The sequence below is a fragment of the Catenovulum adriaticum genome, assembly GCF_026725475.1.
Lineage (GTDB): Bacteria > Pseudomonadota > Gammaproteobacteria > Enterobacterales > Alteromonadaceae > Catenovulum > Catenovulum adriaticum.
Genome location: NZ_CP109965.1, coordinates 2,828,339 through 2,843,640, shown reverse-complemented (window position 1 = coordinate 2,843,640; position 15,302 = coordinate 2,828,339). Strand labels below are relative to the sequence as shown.

The 15,302-nt window shown below is 40.7% G+C and carries 8 protein-coding genes and 3 rRNA genes; 8 read left to right on the top strand and 3 right to left on the bottom strand.

Annotation, left to right across the window (positions count from 1 at the left end; genetic code table 11):
- Positions 1 to 248: 248 nt before the first annotated feature.
- The gene (gene fabR / locus OLW01_RS12540; RefSeq protein ID WP_268074257.1) at positions 249 to 866 is read left to right on the top strand and encodes an HTH-type transcriptional repressor FabR; all 618 of its coding nucleotides are present in this window, start codon (positions 249 to 251) and stop codon (positions 864 to 866) included.
- Here fabR and trmA read toward each other — a convergent pair.
- Complete coding sequence (trmA, locus tag OLW01_RS12535) at positions 843 to 1,952, bottom strand: tRNA (uridine(54)-C5)-methyltransferase TrmA (RefSeq protein WP_268074256.1); 1,110 nt, start codon at positions 1,950 to 1,952, stop codon at positions 843 to 845. The two genes, fabR and trmA, sit on opposite strands and share 24 nt — an antisense overlap.
- 144 nt (positions 1,953 to 2,096) lie before the next feature.
- Here trmA and OLW01_RS12530 point away from each other — a divergent pair, with 144 nt between their 5' ends.
- The gene (locus tag OLW01_RS12530) at positions 2,097 to 3,347 is read left to right on the top strand and encodes a DUF5610 domain-containing protein (protein ID WP_268074255.1); all 1,251 of its coding nucleotides are present in this window, start codon (positions 2,097 to 2,099) and stop codon (positions 3,345 to 3,347) included.
- 97 nt (positions 3,348 to 3,444) lie between these two features.
- Here OLW01_RS12530 and OLW01_RS12525 read toward each other — a convergent pair whose 3' ends face one another.
- Positions 3,445 to 3,918, bottom strand: coding sequence for an RNA recognition motif domain-containing protein (locus OLW01_RS12525; protein ID WP_268074254.1), 474 nt, complete (start codon positions 3,916 to 3,918; stop codon positions 3,445 to 3,447).
- A gap of 543 nt (positions 3,919 to 4,461) precedes the next feature.
- On the opposite strand from OLW01_RS12525, the gene OLW01_RS12520 reads away from it, so the two are divergent.
- The 4 genes from OLW01_RS12520 to OLW01_RS12505 all read left to right on the top strand — a co-directional run bounded on the left by OLW01_RS12520 (position 4,462) and on the right by OLW01_RS12505 (position 10,520).
- Positions 4,462 to 5,993: ribosomal RNA gene (locus tag OLW01_RS12520) — 16S ribosomal RNA — on the top strand.
- Positions 5,994 to 6,261: 268 nt separating this feature from the next.
- Positions 6,262 to 9,143: ribosomal RNA gene (locus OLW01_RS12515) — 23S ribosomal RNA — on the top strand.
- 133 nt (positions 9,144 to 9,276) lie between these two features.
- Positions 9,277 to 9,391, top strand: a 5S ribosomal RNA gene (rrf, locus tag OLW01_RS12510).
- Together the 16S, 23S and 5S rRNA genes form the textbook arrangement of a ribosomal RNA operon.
- Positions 9,392 to 9,626: 235 nt before the next feature.
- Positions 9,627 to 10,520: a phosphoribulokinase gene (locus OLW01_RS12505; RefSeq protein ID WP_268074253.1), complete on the top strand. Its 894-nt coding sequence runs from the start codon at positions 9,627 to 9,629 to the stop codon at positions 10,518 to 10,520.
- A gap of 76 nt (positions 10,521 to 10,596) precedes the next feature.
- Here OLW01_RS12505 and plsB read toward each other — a convergent pair whose 3' ends face one another.
- Positions 10,597 to 13,026 carry a glycerol-3-phosphate 1-O-acyltransferase PlsB gene (gene plsB / locus OLW01_RS12500; RefSeq protein ID WP_268074252.1) on the bottom strand — a complete coding sequence of 810 codons (2,430 nt, stop codon included), beginning with the start codon at positions 13,024 to 13,026 and terminating at the stop codon, positions 10,597 to 10,599.
- Positions 13,027 to 13,218: 192 nt separating this feature from the next.
- On the opposite strand from plsB, the gene lexA reads away from it, so the two are divergent.
- Entirely contained in the window at positions 13,219 to 13,836 is a 618-nt protein-coding gene (gene lexA / locus OLW01_RS12495) for a transcriptional repressor LexA (RefSeq protein ID WP_268074251.1), read from the top strand.
- 310 nt (positions 13,837 to 14,146) lie between these two features.
- Positions 14,147 to 15,295 (top strand): cytochrome c oxidase subunit II, encoded by a 1,149-nt coding sequence (gene coxB, locus OLW01_RS12490; RefSeq protein ID WP_428980163.1) that lies wholly within the window; start codon positions 14,147 to 14,149, stop codon positions 15,293 to 15,295.
- The last annotated feature ends 7 nt before the right edge of the window (positions 15,296 to 15,302 follow it).

Genomic DNA, 15,302 nt, shown 5'->3' with positions numbered 1-15,302 from the left:
TTCTTTAGCTTACACTTGTAAGCTCAATTTTAGAGGATGTATTCAGATGATCAAGTGGTTTTTATAACCAAATTCAAATTACTTCTCTAAGCTAAAGAAGTTAAATGTATTTTGTTTGTGAATTATTTTTTATTTGGCAATGTTACTGAGTTGCAAATATTAATTATCTGGATTTAATAGACGCGGGTGTAAAAAGCATGCTTATTTGTTTTATCATGTACAAATTATCGTTTTAAACAGGAATTGTCATGCTAGGTAAGAGAGCTATTCAAAAAGAAAAAACCAGACGCTCGTTAATTCAGGCTGCGTTTAAACAACTGTCTGCCAACCATGATTTTTCTAATTTAAGTTTACGAGAGGTTGCCCGAGAAGCAGGAATTGCACCCACGTCTTTTTATCGTCACTTTAAAGATTTAGATGAATTAGGCTTAACTATGGTAGATGAAGCAGGTTTATTACTTCGGCAACTAATGCGCTCTGCACGACAGCGTATTGCAACAGAAGGTTCGGTTATTAATACTTCTATAGAAACTTTTATGCATTTTTTAACAACTAACGAAAGTGAATTTAGAATATTGCTACAAGCTAGGTCGGGTACTTCTGATCAATTTAGAGCCGCTGTTTCAAGAGAAATTATGCATTTTATTGCAGAATTAAGTGACTATATATGCGCATCTCAAAAGTCGCCTCACGATTTTGCATTTGTTCAAGCTGAAGCTATGGTTAAATTGGTGTTTAATGCGGGTGGTGAAGTGATAGATATGCCGCATGAGCAGCGAGCTCAAACGGCAGAGCGATTAAATATGCAACTTAGGCTAATTGTAAATGGTGCAGCGGTTACCCTAAAGCAACGAGCGTCTGGTTAACCAAACGCCAGTTTCAATATGATGCGTATACGGAAACTGATCAAATAGCGTTAAATCTTGCACTTGGTGTGTTTCATCAATTGCTAGTAAGTTATCTTTTAATGTTTCGGGATTACAAGAAACATAAATAATATTGTCAAACTTTTGAATGAGCTCAACCGTTTTATCATCTAGCCCAGCGCGAGGCGGATCGACTAAAATAGTTGTAAATTGATAATCTGATAACGCGATGTCTTTTAAAGATTTAACCGACTTGCCTTCAAAATAGGCTGCTGAAAAGTCTTCCGCTGATGATTGACCAATAACCGTATTGTTAATATTATTTTTTGCTAAATTATATTGTGCTGATTTAACTGATGAGCGCGCAATTTCAGTGGCTAGTACTTTATTAAAATGCTTTGCCAATGCAATGCTGAAATTACCATTGCCACAATAGAGCTCTAATAAGTCGCCAGATAGACTTTGTGATATAACGCTGGCCCAATTTAACATAGCTTGATTAATCATGCCGTTTGGTTGGGTAAAGCTATTTTCTATTTGTTGGTAATGATATTGCGTATTTTGTACTGACAAAGTTTCAGTTACATAATCTTTATCGACTAATACTTTTTGCTTTCTGGCGCGGCCAATAATATTCACAGGCGCTATTTCATTTAACGCTTGTTTTAGTTGCTTAGCATGTTGTTGCCATTCATCATCAAGTTTCTTGTGATAAATTAAGCTAACCAATGCTTCGCCACTGAGCGTTGTTAAAAAATCGACTTGATATAGTTTAAACCTGAGTATCGGGTTATTTAAAAAGTGCTCTCTAACCGCAACCATCATTTTATTTAATAGCTCTGAACCAGGAATAAAATAGTCAACGCGAAATTTTTCTTTATTAACAGGATCAAACATAATATAAAAGCTATCTTCATCTTGGTGCCAAACTCTAAACTCAGCCCTCAATCGATAATTTTTATTATTAGACTCAATCGTTTTTATGTTGTCAGGAAGCTTAATTTGTTCAAACAATGCCAAAGTCTGCTGCGCTTTTTCATTTAATAAAGATTCATATTGGCTAATATCTATTTGATCGACTCGCATTTGGCTACCCTTGAAAAAAACGCGTATTTTACTTACTTGAATCTTGAATGCTAGTTTATAATTTTAGATTAATTCAAAAATTGATTAAAACTTATTCAGTTTCTGCCGATAACTTAGTTGGTATAAACTTTAACGGTGAACATTATGGATATTACAAATTTAAAATCGAGCATTGATAACCAACCGATTGACGCAAATAAAGCTCAGGCTAATAGCAAAGAGCAATCTTTGGCAGCGCAAAATAAGAAAGGTGAGCAAGCGCAATCAAACTCTGCCGTTCAGATGCATTTAAATTCGTATTCAACCCAACAAATGAATTTAACTATTTTACATCGTTCATTAGCCGTGAATTTAGAAGGCATATCAGATAAACCGTTAGCTAAATTTGAAGTGCCTAAAGCAATCAATATAGACGAAGCGACTAAAGATAATGAATCTTTATTTGATTTTGAAGAAGTGGCGAAAAACGTACTTAGTTTTGTTGAAGGCGCTTTAACGAGCGCATCGCAAAGTGGTGCTTCACAAGATGAATTAAATGAAATGCTAGCACAAGCCCGAAAAGGTGTTGAAATGGGGGTTGGCGCAGCTAGAAAAGATCTTGGTTTAGACGAAAGTAGCGACGATCCGTTGGCAATAGGTATTAACAAAGCGCATGAACGCATTAATTTTGGTTTAGATGAGTTTGAAAAAAGCATTAATGGAGAAAATGTCGACCGTTTATTCTCAGCTCAGAGCTATCAATCGAATTTTAGTCAAGAAAACAATGGTAGTATTAATTTGAAAACTGCTGAAGGAGATACGGTGCAAATTAGTTTTGCGAACTTGCAAGCATATCAAGAAAAACTAAACCAGCTTGATGTGGAGCAACAAAATGAAGCAGGGGATCATTTTACCGTAAGGCAAACTGAATATAGCCAAGCATTTTTTCAATCAGAATCATTTTCATTTTCTGTCGATGGCGATTTAAATGACGATGAATTAGTCGCCATTGGTGAATTAGTTAACGATGCGGCTAATCTAGGATCTAAATTCTATGACGGAAATGTACAAGCCGCCTATCAACAAGCTCAAAAACTAGGGTTTGATGAAAATCAAATTAGCGCATTTTCATTAAATTTGTCACAGCAAACTCAGGTAGCTCAAAGTTACACTGCCGTTGCTGGTTACGAGAAACAATCGCACCAAATGCCAGAAACAGTAAAACAGCCACTCAATGATTATGTGCAAGATTTAATGAAGATGGTAGATAAAAGTAAACAAAATTTAGCGGATCAAAGTGAAGTTGAAAATATGATGACACAGGTATTCAGCCAACAGTATCAACTATCGGGTAACGAATTGATTGACGTTGTGAACCGTTTTAATCATTTTAATCAAAAATTGTTAGGGGAATAAAATCAAACAAATACATATAGGGGATTTAGTCATAAGCACCTGGCTGGGGTAATTTTATGGATGCAGCCAGATGCGATGTATCTTTACACTTTTGGCTTTATTGATTCTCGCTAGATTGCTTACTTCTATCTTTTGCTTCTCTAACTTTCAACGTACGCTGTTGGAATTCTTGCTCATTAAGTTCTGATATTGCTTTGTCCGCTGCAGACTCCGCCATTTCCACAAATCCAAATCCTTTACGTTTACCAGTATTTCTGTCTCTCATTAATCTAACAGATGTTACTTGACCATGTGTTGCAAATAACTCACGTACTGCTGCTTCATTTGCTCGATAAGGTAAATTACCAACATAAATAGTTTTAGTTGCAATATCAGTTTCATCTGTATCAGATGAAGCGGCAGTTGTACTAGTACTAGAAAGTAAAATAGAAACACTTCCCCCTATAAGGAGACCTAAACTTAATGCAACGTGAGTTGATAGCTCGAAAGACGTGAGTGGTAGAACAAAAAAACAAACTAACGTTAAAAAAATCACCACGAATGCTTGTTTAAATACATTATTATTAGACATTGAAACCTCGAAATAGAATGATAATTGTAATTTATAATTTTAAAAGTATATAAGGCAGTACGTAAATTACATGATAATTCGATAATTTTGTACTGCAAAGTTAATAAAAGTACATAAAATATGCAAAAAAAAGCAGAATAGTTGTTTTTATAAGCAAACAAACTTTAATTTCAAATAAATTCAAAAAAAGCGTTGACGGGGTTTAATTAGTCCCTATAATGCGCCCCCACAACGCAGCAACACGCAGACAAACATCAGCGAGTGAATGCGCAGCTCAATAGAGTTCAAACCGTTGAAAAGGCCTGTTTAACGTTAAATATCAATAACGAAAAATAAAGGCTTGACAACAAAAGAGGACAGCGTAGAATGCGCGGCCTCGCTTCGGTAAGAAGCAGCGGAATATCCGCAACGTTCTTTAAAAATTAGGTAACCTTATTTATCTGTGTGAGCACTGGCATAGATTTGATGAATGAACAATTTATCAATTTATTCAGGCTCACATGAAAATGTGATTTTGAGTTAATTGAGCAAGATTTAAAAACTTTTTTGAAGAGTTTGATCATGGCTCAGATTGAACGCTGGCGGCAGGCCTAACACATGCAAGTCGAGCGGAAACGATGAGAGCTTGCTCTCAGGCGTCGAGCGGCGGACGGGTGAGTAATGCTTGGGTATCTGCCTCGTTGTGGGGGATAACCATTGGAAACGATGGCTAATACCGCATAATACCTACGGGTTAAAGGGGGCCTTTATGGCTCCTGCGACGAGATGAACCCAAGTGAGATTAGCTAGTTGGTGGGGTAATGGCCTACCAAGGCGACGATCTCTAGCTGGTTTGAGAGGATGATCAGCCACACTGGGACTGAGACACGGCCCAGACTCCTACGGGAGGCAGCAGTGGGGAATATTGCACAATGGGGGAAACCCTGATGCAGCCATGCCGCGTGTGTGAAGAAGGCTTTCGGGTTGTAAAGCACTTTCAGTCAGGAGGAAAGGTAAGTTGTTAATACCAACTTACTGTGACGTTACTGACAGAAGAAGCACCGGCTAACTCCGTGCCAGCAGCCGCGGTAATACGGAGGGTGCAAGCGTTAATCGGAATTACTGGGCGTAAAGCGCACGTAGGTGGCGTGATAAGCTGGGTGTGAAAAACCGGGGCTCAACCTCGGCCGTGCATTCAGAACTGTCATGCTAGAGTAAGGGAGAGGGGGGTAGAATTTCAGGTGTAGCGGTGAAATGCGTAGAGATCTGAAGGAATACCGGTGGCGAAGGCGGCCCCCTGGCCCATTACTGACACTGAGGTGCGAAAGCGTGGGTAGCGAACAGGATTAGATACCCTGGTAGTCCACGCCGTAAACGATGTCTACTTGCTGTTTGTGGATTTAATCCGTGAGTAGCGAAGCTAACGCGATAAGTAGACCGCCTGGGGAGTACGGCCGCAAGGCTAAAACTCAAATGAATTGACGGGGGCCCGCACAAGCGGTGGAGCATGTGGTTTAATTCGATGCAACGCGAAGAACCTTACCATCCCTTGACATCCACGAGAGCTAGAAGAGATTTTAGTGTGCCTTCGGGAATCGTGAGACAGGTGCTGCATGGCTGTCGTCAGCTCGTGTTGTGAAATGTTGGGTTAAGTCCCGCAACGAGCGCAACCCTTATCCTTAGTTACCAGCGATTCGGTCGGGAACTCTAAGGAGACTGCCGGTGATAAACCGGAGGAAGGTGGGGACGACGTCAAGTCATCATGGCCCTTACGGGATGGGCTACACACGTGCTACAATGGACAGTACAGAGGGCAGCTAACTAGCGATAGTGTGCGAATCCCTTAAAGCTGTTCGTAGTCCGGATTGGAGTCTGCAACTCGACTCCATGAAGTCGGAATCGCTAGTAATCGCAGATCAGAATGCTGCGGTGAATACGTTCCCGGGCCTTGTACACACCGCCCGTCACACCATGGGAGTGGGCTGCAAAAGAAGTAGGTAGCTTAACATTGGGCGCTTACCACTTTGTGGTTCATGACTGGGGTGAAGTCGTAACAAGGTAGCCCTAGGGGAACCTGGGGCTGGATCACCTCCTTACAAAAATTCATTAAACATGCACAGTGTTCACACAGATAAATAAACGGTTATCAAATTAAAAGGCAAGCAAAAACCAAACCCAAGTGTTGGGGTGCAATAAACTGCATCAATGCTTCAGTTTGGTTTTTTTAACGGCAACGTTAACATCCAACGCTCTTTAACAATCTGGACAAGAAGTAATAAAGAAAAACGAATTCAATCAAGTTGAATTAGTATTCAAAGTAGCAAGCAGTCCTACGTACAATCTGGATAAACATTCGGGTTGTATGGTTAAGTGACTAAGCGTGCACGGTGGATGCCTAGGCAATTGGAGGCGATGAAGGACGTGTTAATCTGCGATAAGCTATGACGAGTCGATAAAAGACGCTTAAGTTATAGATTTCCGAATGGGGCAACCCACTCTTTTTAGAGTATCTTGCACTGAATACATAGGTGTAAGAGGCAAACCGGGAGAACTGAAACATCTAAGTACCCCGAGGAACAGAAATCAACCGAGATTCCCCAAGTAGCGGCGAGCGAACGGGGAACAGCCGATGAATGATAAATTAGTAGAATGCACTGGAAAGTGCAGCCATAGAAGGTGATAGCCCTGTATATGAAGATTTATCATTCACGCATTAAGTAGGTCGGGACACGTGATATCTTGACTGAAGACGGGGGGACCATCCTCCAAGGCTAAATACTCCCAATTGACCGATAGTGAACCAGTACCGTGAGGGAAAGGCGAAAAGAACCCCTGTGAGGGGAGTGAAATAGAACCTGAAACCGTGTACGTACAAGCAGTGGGAGCAGACTTGTTCTGTGACTGCGTACCTTTTGTATAATGGGTCAGCGACTTATATTTAGTAGCAAGGTTAACCGAATAGGGGAGCCGTAGCGAAAGCGAGTGTTAACTGCGCGTAGAGTTGCTAGGTATAGACCCGAAACCCGGCGATCTATCCATGGGCAGGTTGAAGATTGAGTAACATCAATTGGAGGACCGAACCCACTAACGTTGAAAAGTTAGGGGATGACCTGTGGATCGGAGTGAAAGGCTAATCAAGCCGGGAGATAGCTGGTTCTCCCCGAAAGCTATTTAGGTAGCGCCTCGGACGAATACCTCAGGGGGTAGAGCACTGTTAAGGCTAGGGGGTCATCCCGACTTACCAACCCTTTGCAAACTCCGAATACCTGAGAGTAATATCCGGGAGACACACGGTGGGTGCTAACGTCCATCGTGAAGAGGGCAACAACCCAGACCGCCAGCTAAGGTCCCCAATGCTTATTAAGTGGGAAACGATGTGGGAAGGCTTAGACAGCTAGGAGGTTGGCTTAGAAGCAGCCACCCTTTAAAGAAAGCGTAATAGCTCACTAGTCGAGTCGGCCTGCGCGGAAGATGTAACGGGGCTAAATAAGCAACCGAAGCTGCGGATTTGAACTTAGGTTCAAGTGGTAGGGGAGCGTTCTGTAAGTGGTTGAAGGCAAAGCTGTAAGGCATGCTGGACATATCAGAAGTGCGAATGCTGACATGAGTAACGATAAAGGGGGTGAAAAACCCCCTCGCCGAAAGACCAAGGTTTCCTGTCCCATGCTAATCAGGGCAGGGTAAGTCGGCCCCTAAGGTGAGGGCGAAAGCCGTAATCGATGGGAAACGGGTTAATATTCCCGTACTTTTAATGACTGCGACGGAGAGACGGAGCAGGCTAAACTAGCATGGCGTTGGTAGTCCATGTGAAAGTGTGTAGGTTGGAGATTTAGGTAAATCCGGATTTCCTTAAGACTGAGACACGAGACGAGCCCCCAAGGGGGTGAAGTAGTTGATGCCATACTTCCAGGAAAATCTTCTAAGCTTCAGGTCATTAAGAACCGTACCCCAAACCGACACAGGTGGTCAGGTAGAGAATACTAAGGCGCTTGAGAGAACTCGGGTGAAGGAACTAGGCAAAATAGTACCGTAACTTCGGGAGAAGGTACGCCACGTTATTGTGAAGGGCTTTACGCCTGGAGCGAGAGGTGGTCGAAGTAACCAGGTGGCTGGAACTGTTTATTAAAAACACAGTACTGTGCTAAATCGAGAGATGACGTATACGGTATGACACCTGCCCGGTGCCGGAAGGTTAATTGATGGGGTTAGACTTAGGTCGAAGCTCTTGATCGAAGCCCCGGTAAACGGCGGCCGTAACTATAACGGTCCTAAGGTAGCGAAATTCCTTGTCGGGTAAGTTCCGACCTGCACGAATGGTGTAATCATGGCCACGCTGTCTCCACCCGAGACTCAGTGAAATTGAAATCGCAGTGAAGATGCTGTGTACCCGCGGCTAGACGGAAAGACCCCGTGAACCTTTACTACAGCTTGGCAGTGAACATTGAACCTACATGTGTAGGATAGGTGGGAGGCTTTGAAGCATCGTCGCTAGATGGTGTGGAGCCGACCTTGAAATACCACCCTTGTATGTTTGATGTTCTAACGTTGTTCCCTAATCGGGAATGCGGACATTGCCTGGTGGGTAGTTTGACTGGGGCGGTCTCCTCCCAAAGCGTAACGGAGGAGCACGAAGGTTGGCTAAGTACGGTCGGACATCGTACGGTTAGTGTAATGGCATAAGCCAGCTTAACTGCGAGACAGACACGTCGAGCAGATACGAAAGTAGGTCATAGTGATCCGGTGGTTCTGAATGGAAGGGCCATCGCTCAACGGATAAAAGGTACTCCGGGGATAACAGGCTGATACCGCCCAAGAGTTCATATCGACGGCGGTGTTTGGCACCTCGATGTCGGCTCATCACATCCTGGGGCTGAAGTCGGTCCCAAGGGTATGGCTGTTCGCCATTTAAAGTGGTACGCGAGCTGGGTTTAGAACGTCGTGAGACAGTTCGGTCCCTATCTGCCGTGGGCGTTTGAGAATTGAGGGGGGCTTCTCCTAGTACGAGAGGACCGGAGTGGACGAACCACTGGTGTTCGGGTTGTTCTGCCAAGAGCATTGCCCGGTAGCTAAGTTCGGAATCGATAACCGCTGAAAGCATCTAAGCGGGAAGCGAGCCCCAAGATGAGTTCTCACTGAGCTATAAGCTCCAGTAGGGCCCTTGTAGACTACAAGGTTGATAGGTTGGGTGTGTAAGTGCTGTGAGGCATTGAGCTAACCAATACTAATGACCCGTGAGGCTTAACCATACAACGCCGAATGTTTATTAACATGACGTGAAGTGTGACTGCGCGAATGAATAAACAAACTTGATTGACTCTTTATTATGTATTGTCCTGATTGGTTAATTGACTGAAAAGTGAATTAACAGACCGACTTATGCCTGGCGGCCAAAGCATTGTGGCACCACCTGATTCCATTTCGAACTCAGAAGTGAAACACAATAGCGGCGATGGTAGTGTGGGAGTTCCCATGTGAGAGTAGCACACTGCCAGGCTCTTTATTTTATCCTTTAGGATAAGGTCTAAACAACGCATCTATGCAGTTTAGACATACCGTACATCCTGTACATAAGAATTTGATGTGAAAGCATCCCAAGATTCAGCCCGATTCGAAAGAGTCGGGCTTTTTTCGTTTAAATTATTTAATTTATAAATACTCTCTGCATTCGCAAGCCTTGATCTTTGTGCTTGATCCCGTATAAATAGGTTAACTTTTTAAGGGTCTATATTATGTCAACTAAATCACCAATAATTGCGATAACAGGTTCATCTGGTGCGGGTACGTCGACTACAACAAAAGCTTTTAGACATATTTTTAGAAGCTTTGATATTAAAGCAGCTGAAGTTGAAGGCGATAGTTTCCACCGTTTCACCCGCGCAGAAATGGAAGTAGAAATTAGGAAAGCTCAAGAACAAGGGCGACATATTAGCTATTTTGGTCCAGTGGCAAATGATTTTGGTTTATTGGAAGAGTTGTTTGAAACTTATGGTGAATCCGGTAATGGTAGAATAAGACGTTATCTACATTCATTTGATGATGCTGTGCCTTATAATCAAATGCCAGGTACTTTCACTCCCTGGGAAGATTTACCTGAATCTGATTTACTATTCTATGAGGGCCTCCACGGAGGGGTTGTAACAGAAGAAAATGATGTGGCGAGACATGTTGATCTCTTGATAGGCATGGTACCTATTATTAACTTAGAGTGGATTCAAAAAATTATTCGCGATACCACGGACAGAGGCCATAGTCACGAAGCAGTAATGTCATCTATCGTGCGTAGCATGGATGATTATATTAATTTTATTACACCTCAATTTAGCCGCACTCATATAAATTTTCAGCGCGTCCCAACAATTGATACTTCAAATCCATTTTCAGCTAAAGACATTCCAAGCTTAGATGAAAGCTTTGTTGTCATTCGGTTTCGTGGTACTAAAGGCATAAACTTTCCATATTATTTGCAAATGATTGATGGTGCTTTTATGTCTCGCGTCAATACTATGGTCGTACCTGGTGGGAAAATGGGTTTGGCAATGGAGCTTATTATTACGCCACTTATTGAAGAACTTATGAAGAAAAAAGGTAAAAAAATTACACCTACTGAGTGGTTGTTACGGTAATTATTTGCATTATGAGCAGAGTAAAAGTAGCCTTAGCTACCTATACTCTGAAAGTTTTCTAGATGCTAATCCAAACCTATGCATGTTTAATGGTATTTAAAATATCACCATCTATTAAACGATAAATCTTTCCACTCAACTCCTTTAGTTCTGGAGTTGCAATAAACCGACCTTCTTCATGAATGACAATTAAAGCCTGCTCTTTTAACTCACCGACAAACTGACTTAATATAGATTTATCCGTAAAGGCGGGTGACTTTATATCATGCAATTTAGCCAAATTTTTAGCTACATCTAATGAGTGCCTTTCTAGTGCTGAGCGAGATAGGCCTTGCTCGTGGCTTTCAATTGAGTGTAAGACTATCGCGTAGCGCTGGAGTGTCTGTTGTGAAATTAAGCTTAATAAATGTAACTGTAGATACTCAGAATTAGCGGGTCTTACAGCGATCAATTTATCTTCATTTAATGAGATTAAATGATTATCGACCAATACTTTAATACAAGCATCAATATGCTTAATTAACTCACTCACCTCTATTTTTAAAAAGTATTCGTTAGCGACAATAGGGTAAAGTTTATTGATATTGGCGACTAACTCTGACTTTTCTATATTATTTGTTTCTAATAAAAATGCGGCAATAAGCGAGGGAATAATATAAAGATGCAAAATGTTATTACGATAGTAGTTAAGCTCCACTATGCTCTCTTGCGAGATAGAAATTGTGTTTTGCCCTTCGGTATCCTCAGTGAATTTTTCCATTTTTACCGCATTATCAATGAGCGCTTCAATTGAGTCTTCCGGCGGCATACTTAGATTATTAAAAGGAGTTTCTTCCTGATGGAGTGCGACACAAATTTTAAGTTGTTTAATTAAATCATCTTTAAACAAGGTGTTTTGATTGGCAACTGAAAGACTCATTGCGGTTAAAGTGACACCGTTTAAAGCTGCTGCATGATTAATATTACACATTACATTATGGCTTAATGAATTAATGTAACTGGGCAGCCATGTAGGCTTTTGATTTTGCTCTAATTGTTGTTTCCAATTAGGTTGATAGCTTTCCATGGTTTTGTTTACGCTAATAGGTTCACCAAAATTAACGTACCCACGACCAAAGTGGCGTAAGTTTTTTAGAATGCTAAACAAATGTAAGGCAGACTCTTTTTTCTTTTTTTGTCCACCCAGTTCACGCAAGTAGGTTTTAACCTCCATGACATGCTCGTAGCCTATGTAGACAGGCACTATAGTGACAGGTCTATCTTGGCCTTTAAGCATGTTTTGTATGACCATAGCTAACATGCCTGTTTTGGGTTTTAGTAATCGACCTGTTCTTGAACGGCCAGACTCTGGATAAAATTTTATTGAGTGTCCTTTACTGATTAGCTGAGACAGATACTCTTTAAATACTTCGGAATAGAGTTTATTGCCTCTAAAAGAGCGGCGCATAAAAAACGCTCCAGAGCGCCGGAAGATTCCACCCATTGGCCAAAAGTTAAGATTAACGCCTGCGGCAATATGAGGAGGGACTAAGCCTTGGTGATATATCACATAAGTCAATAATAAATAATCCATATGGCTGCGATGGCAAGGCATATAAATGATTTCATGGCCATCTTGTGCGAGCTTTCTTATTTTTTCACCATTTTTAACTTCAATCCCAGAGTAAAGCTTGTTCCAAATCCAAGTTAAAACAGTATCCCCAATTCTGATCCAACTATCGCGATAATCGGCAGCTATTTCATTTAAATAATTTTTTGCCTGCTCTTTCGCTTTTTCATAAGAGATATTTTTGCTTTTTGCTTCATCGTTAATAGCATCTTTGATCGAAGGGGATGCTAACAGCGAGGTTAATAAATGATCTCTTTGCCAAAGTCTGGGGCCAGCCATCGTTAATTGCTGCCTTTGAAAATGAAAACGAGCGACGCGCAATAACTTATGTGCTATTTCAGGAGAGCTACCATGTTGGTCAACGACAAATCTAAGAGAGAGTGGTTGATTAACGGAAACAAAATTATCTCGTCCTATAAATAACACCGTAAATATTTTACGTAACCAGCTGGGCTTTTTTTGATGGTTGAAAAGCTTTTTTATATTAGAGGTTTCTTTGCCGGGCGAACGTCCCCAACTGATAAAACAAGGGACGAGTTTGGCATCTAAATCGGGTTGCTGCACATGTTGCTGTAATACCGTTTGAATTTGCTCAGTAGCATCAGTTTTCCCCGGCTCTTTAGCTAATACCGGTTGTAGTTTATCTAAACATACGTAACGACGAAAAAGCGTGTCATTCACTTTAACCGGCTTAAACGGGTCAGGTAAATTAGATTTTTTACAAGCTGATTTTAATGCGATTAAATCAGATAGTGAATCATGTTTAATAACATAAAAAATGGGCTGTTTAGTCGAGCCTAATTCTAAATCTAAATCATCTAAAATTACCTTTGAACTCATCAGGAGTTTCATTGGTAGGTTTAGGAGCTGAGCAAAAAATTTTTTATAGTCTGTCATTTAAAGTCATTAAGCTGAATATTTCTTTATATTGTAACATGTTGAGCTGAACACACAGCCATCAATTTTAGCTTGAAGTGATTTTGCACAGCATGTTTTGTAGATTCACAATGGTTTAAGCAATATTCTATTTGCGTTTTTAAAGCACCTGTATATACTAACAGTAATGAGTACTGTATGGATAAACATTAAATGAAAGCTTTAACTGCACGCCAAAGTCAAATACTGCAACTAATAAAAGATAACATTCAAGATACAGGTATGCCACCAACAAGAGCCGAAATTGCGTCTATTTTAGGGTTTAAATCTCCTAATGCAGCCGAAGAGCATTTAAAAGCGTTGGCTAAAAAAGGTGCTATTGAAATAATTGCAGGTACCAGCAGAGGTATTCGTTTAGTACAAGAAGAATCGATAGAAGACGAAGGCTTGCCTTTAATTGGTCAAGTTGCAGCAGGTTCTCCTATCTTAGCTCAAGAGCATGTTGAAGAGCACTATCAAGTTGACCCTCATTTATTTAAACCTAATGCCGATTATTTATTGCGAGTTCAAGGCGATAGTATGATTGAAATTGGCATTATGGATGGAGACTTATTAGCGGTTCATAAAGCCCAAACTGCATTAAATGGGCAAGTTGTTGTGGCTCGAGTTGAAGACGATGTGACGGTGAAGCGATATCAGCAACAAGGAAGTAAAGTTACATTAATTGCTGAAAATAAAGATTTTTCACCAATCGAAGTTGATTTAAAATCGACCCCTTTTGCAATTGAAGGTTTAGCGGTTGGCGTAATAAGAAATACAGATTGGATTTAACTTGTTATTCAAAGCAAGGCTCTTATAGTCGCAGTTGTCTGAATCGCTATATAAAAAAGCTTAATAGGTTTAGTATATTAAGCTTTTTTGACGCTATTATTCGGATTTAATGTAAAATTTCAATTTAACTTAACCCTACCTTAGCGCTAATTTATTCTGCACCGTCTCCTATTTACTTCAGATATTCTGATTTTTATTTATATTAAATAATTGTAAATTTTCAAATCCTTGACTAATTTTTATACATGCATTGTTTGCGCAAGTAAAAAACGACAACGCACTATAAAATTACAATAACAAGGAGAAAGCCGTGAGCCAAAAGTGTAAAGTTTTTATGGCTTTAGTTTCGTTGCTACCATTTACATTAGTTTACGCAGCTGAAACAGCAACACACTCAACGATTAATTTACGAGCAGGGGTAACAGACATCAGTCATCAAGTTTATGACTTGCATATGACTATTTTTTATATCTGTATTGTGATTGGTTTAGTCGTTTTTGGCGCTATGTTCTATGCCATTATATTCCATCGCAAATCCAAAGGTGCAAAAGCAGCTAATTTTCACGAAAGCATAAAAGTGGAAATTGCGTGGACAATCATCCCTATCATTATACTTATTGTAATGGCTATACCCGCGACTAAAACACTGATTGCGATGGAGGATGCAAACGAAGCCGATTTAACGATTGTCGTTACCGGTTCACAGTGGAAATGGCACTATAAATACTTAGATCATGACATTGAGTTTTACAGCTTGCTTGCTACCCCCAACGAACAAATTACTGGTAAGTGGTTAAAAGGTGATACTTACCTTTTAGAAGTAGACAAACCTTTAGTGATCCCAACTAATAAAAAAGTTAGATTTTTAATGACCTCTGATGATGTTATTCACAGTTGGTGGGTACCGGATTTTGCGGTTAAAAAAGATGCGAACCCTGGATTTATTAATGAAGCTTGGACCAATGTTAATGAGCCAGGTATTTATCGCGGTCAGTGCGCAGAACTTTGTGGTAAAGATCATGGTTTTATGCCGGTCGTTGTAAAAGCGTTAGAGCCAACTGAATTCGATCTGTGGATGGAGAAGAAAAAGCAAGAAAAAGCTGCCGCTAAAGCCGAAGAGAAACGTTTGCTTGCAATGAGTATGAGCAAAGAAGAATTAATGGCTGAAGGTGAAAAAGTTTATATGGGGTATTGTGCAGCCTGTCACCAACAAAATGGTATGGGACTACCAGGCGTGTTTCCTTCTTTAGTTGGCAGTCCGGCGGTAACGGGCGATGTAGCTGAACATATAGATGTTGTATTAAATGGCCGAAATGGCACTGCGATGCAAGCATTTAGCAAACAACTTAGCTTGAAACAAATCGCTTCTGTTGTCACATATGAACGTAATGCCTGGGGAATAAACTCTGGAGATTTCGTTCAGCCTAAAGATATTCACCAGTTTATACAAAATCAGTAGGGGATGA

Coding starts and splice junctions, on each gene's coding strand:
- plsB (WP_268074252.1), bottom strand. CDS start 13,026: ATGACAGACTATAAAAAATTTTTTGCTCAGCTCCTAAACCTACCAATG.
- OLW01_RS12505 (WP_268074253.1), top strand. CDS start 9,627: ATGTCAACTAAATCACCAATAATTGCGATAACAGGTTCATCTGGTGCG.
- OLW01_RS12530 (WP_268074255.1), top strand. CDS start 2,097: ATGGATATTACAAATTTAAAATCGAGCATTGATAACCAACCGATTGAC.
- trmA (WP_268074256.1), bottom strand. CDS start 1,952: ATGCGAGTCGATCAAATAGATATTAGCCAATATGAATCTTTATTAAAT.
- lexA (WP_268074251.1), top strand. CDS start 13,219: ATGAAAGCTTTAACTGCACGCCAAAGTCAAATACTGCAACTAATAAAA.
- fabR (WP_268074257.1), top strand. CDS start 249: ATGCTAGGTAAGAGAGCTATTCAAAAAGAAAAAACCAGACGCTCGTTA.
- OLW01_RS12525 (WP_268074254.1), bottom strand. CDS start 3,918: ATGTCTAATAATAATGTATTTAAACAAGCATTCGTGGTGATTTTTTTA.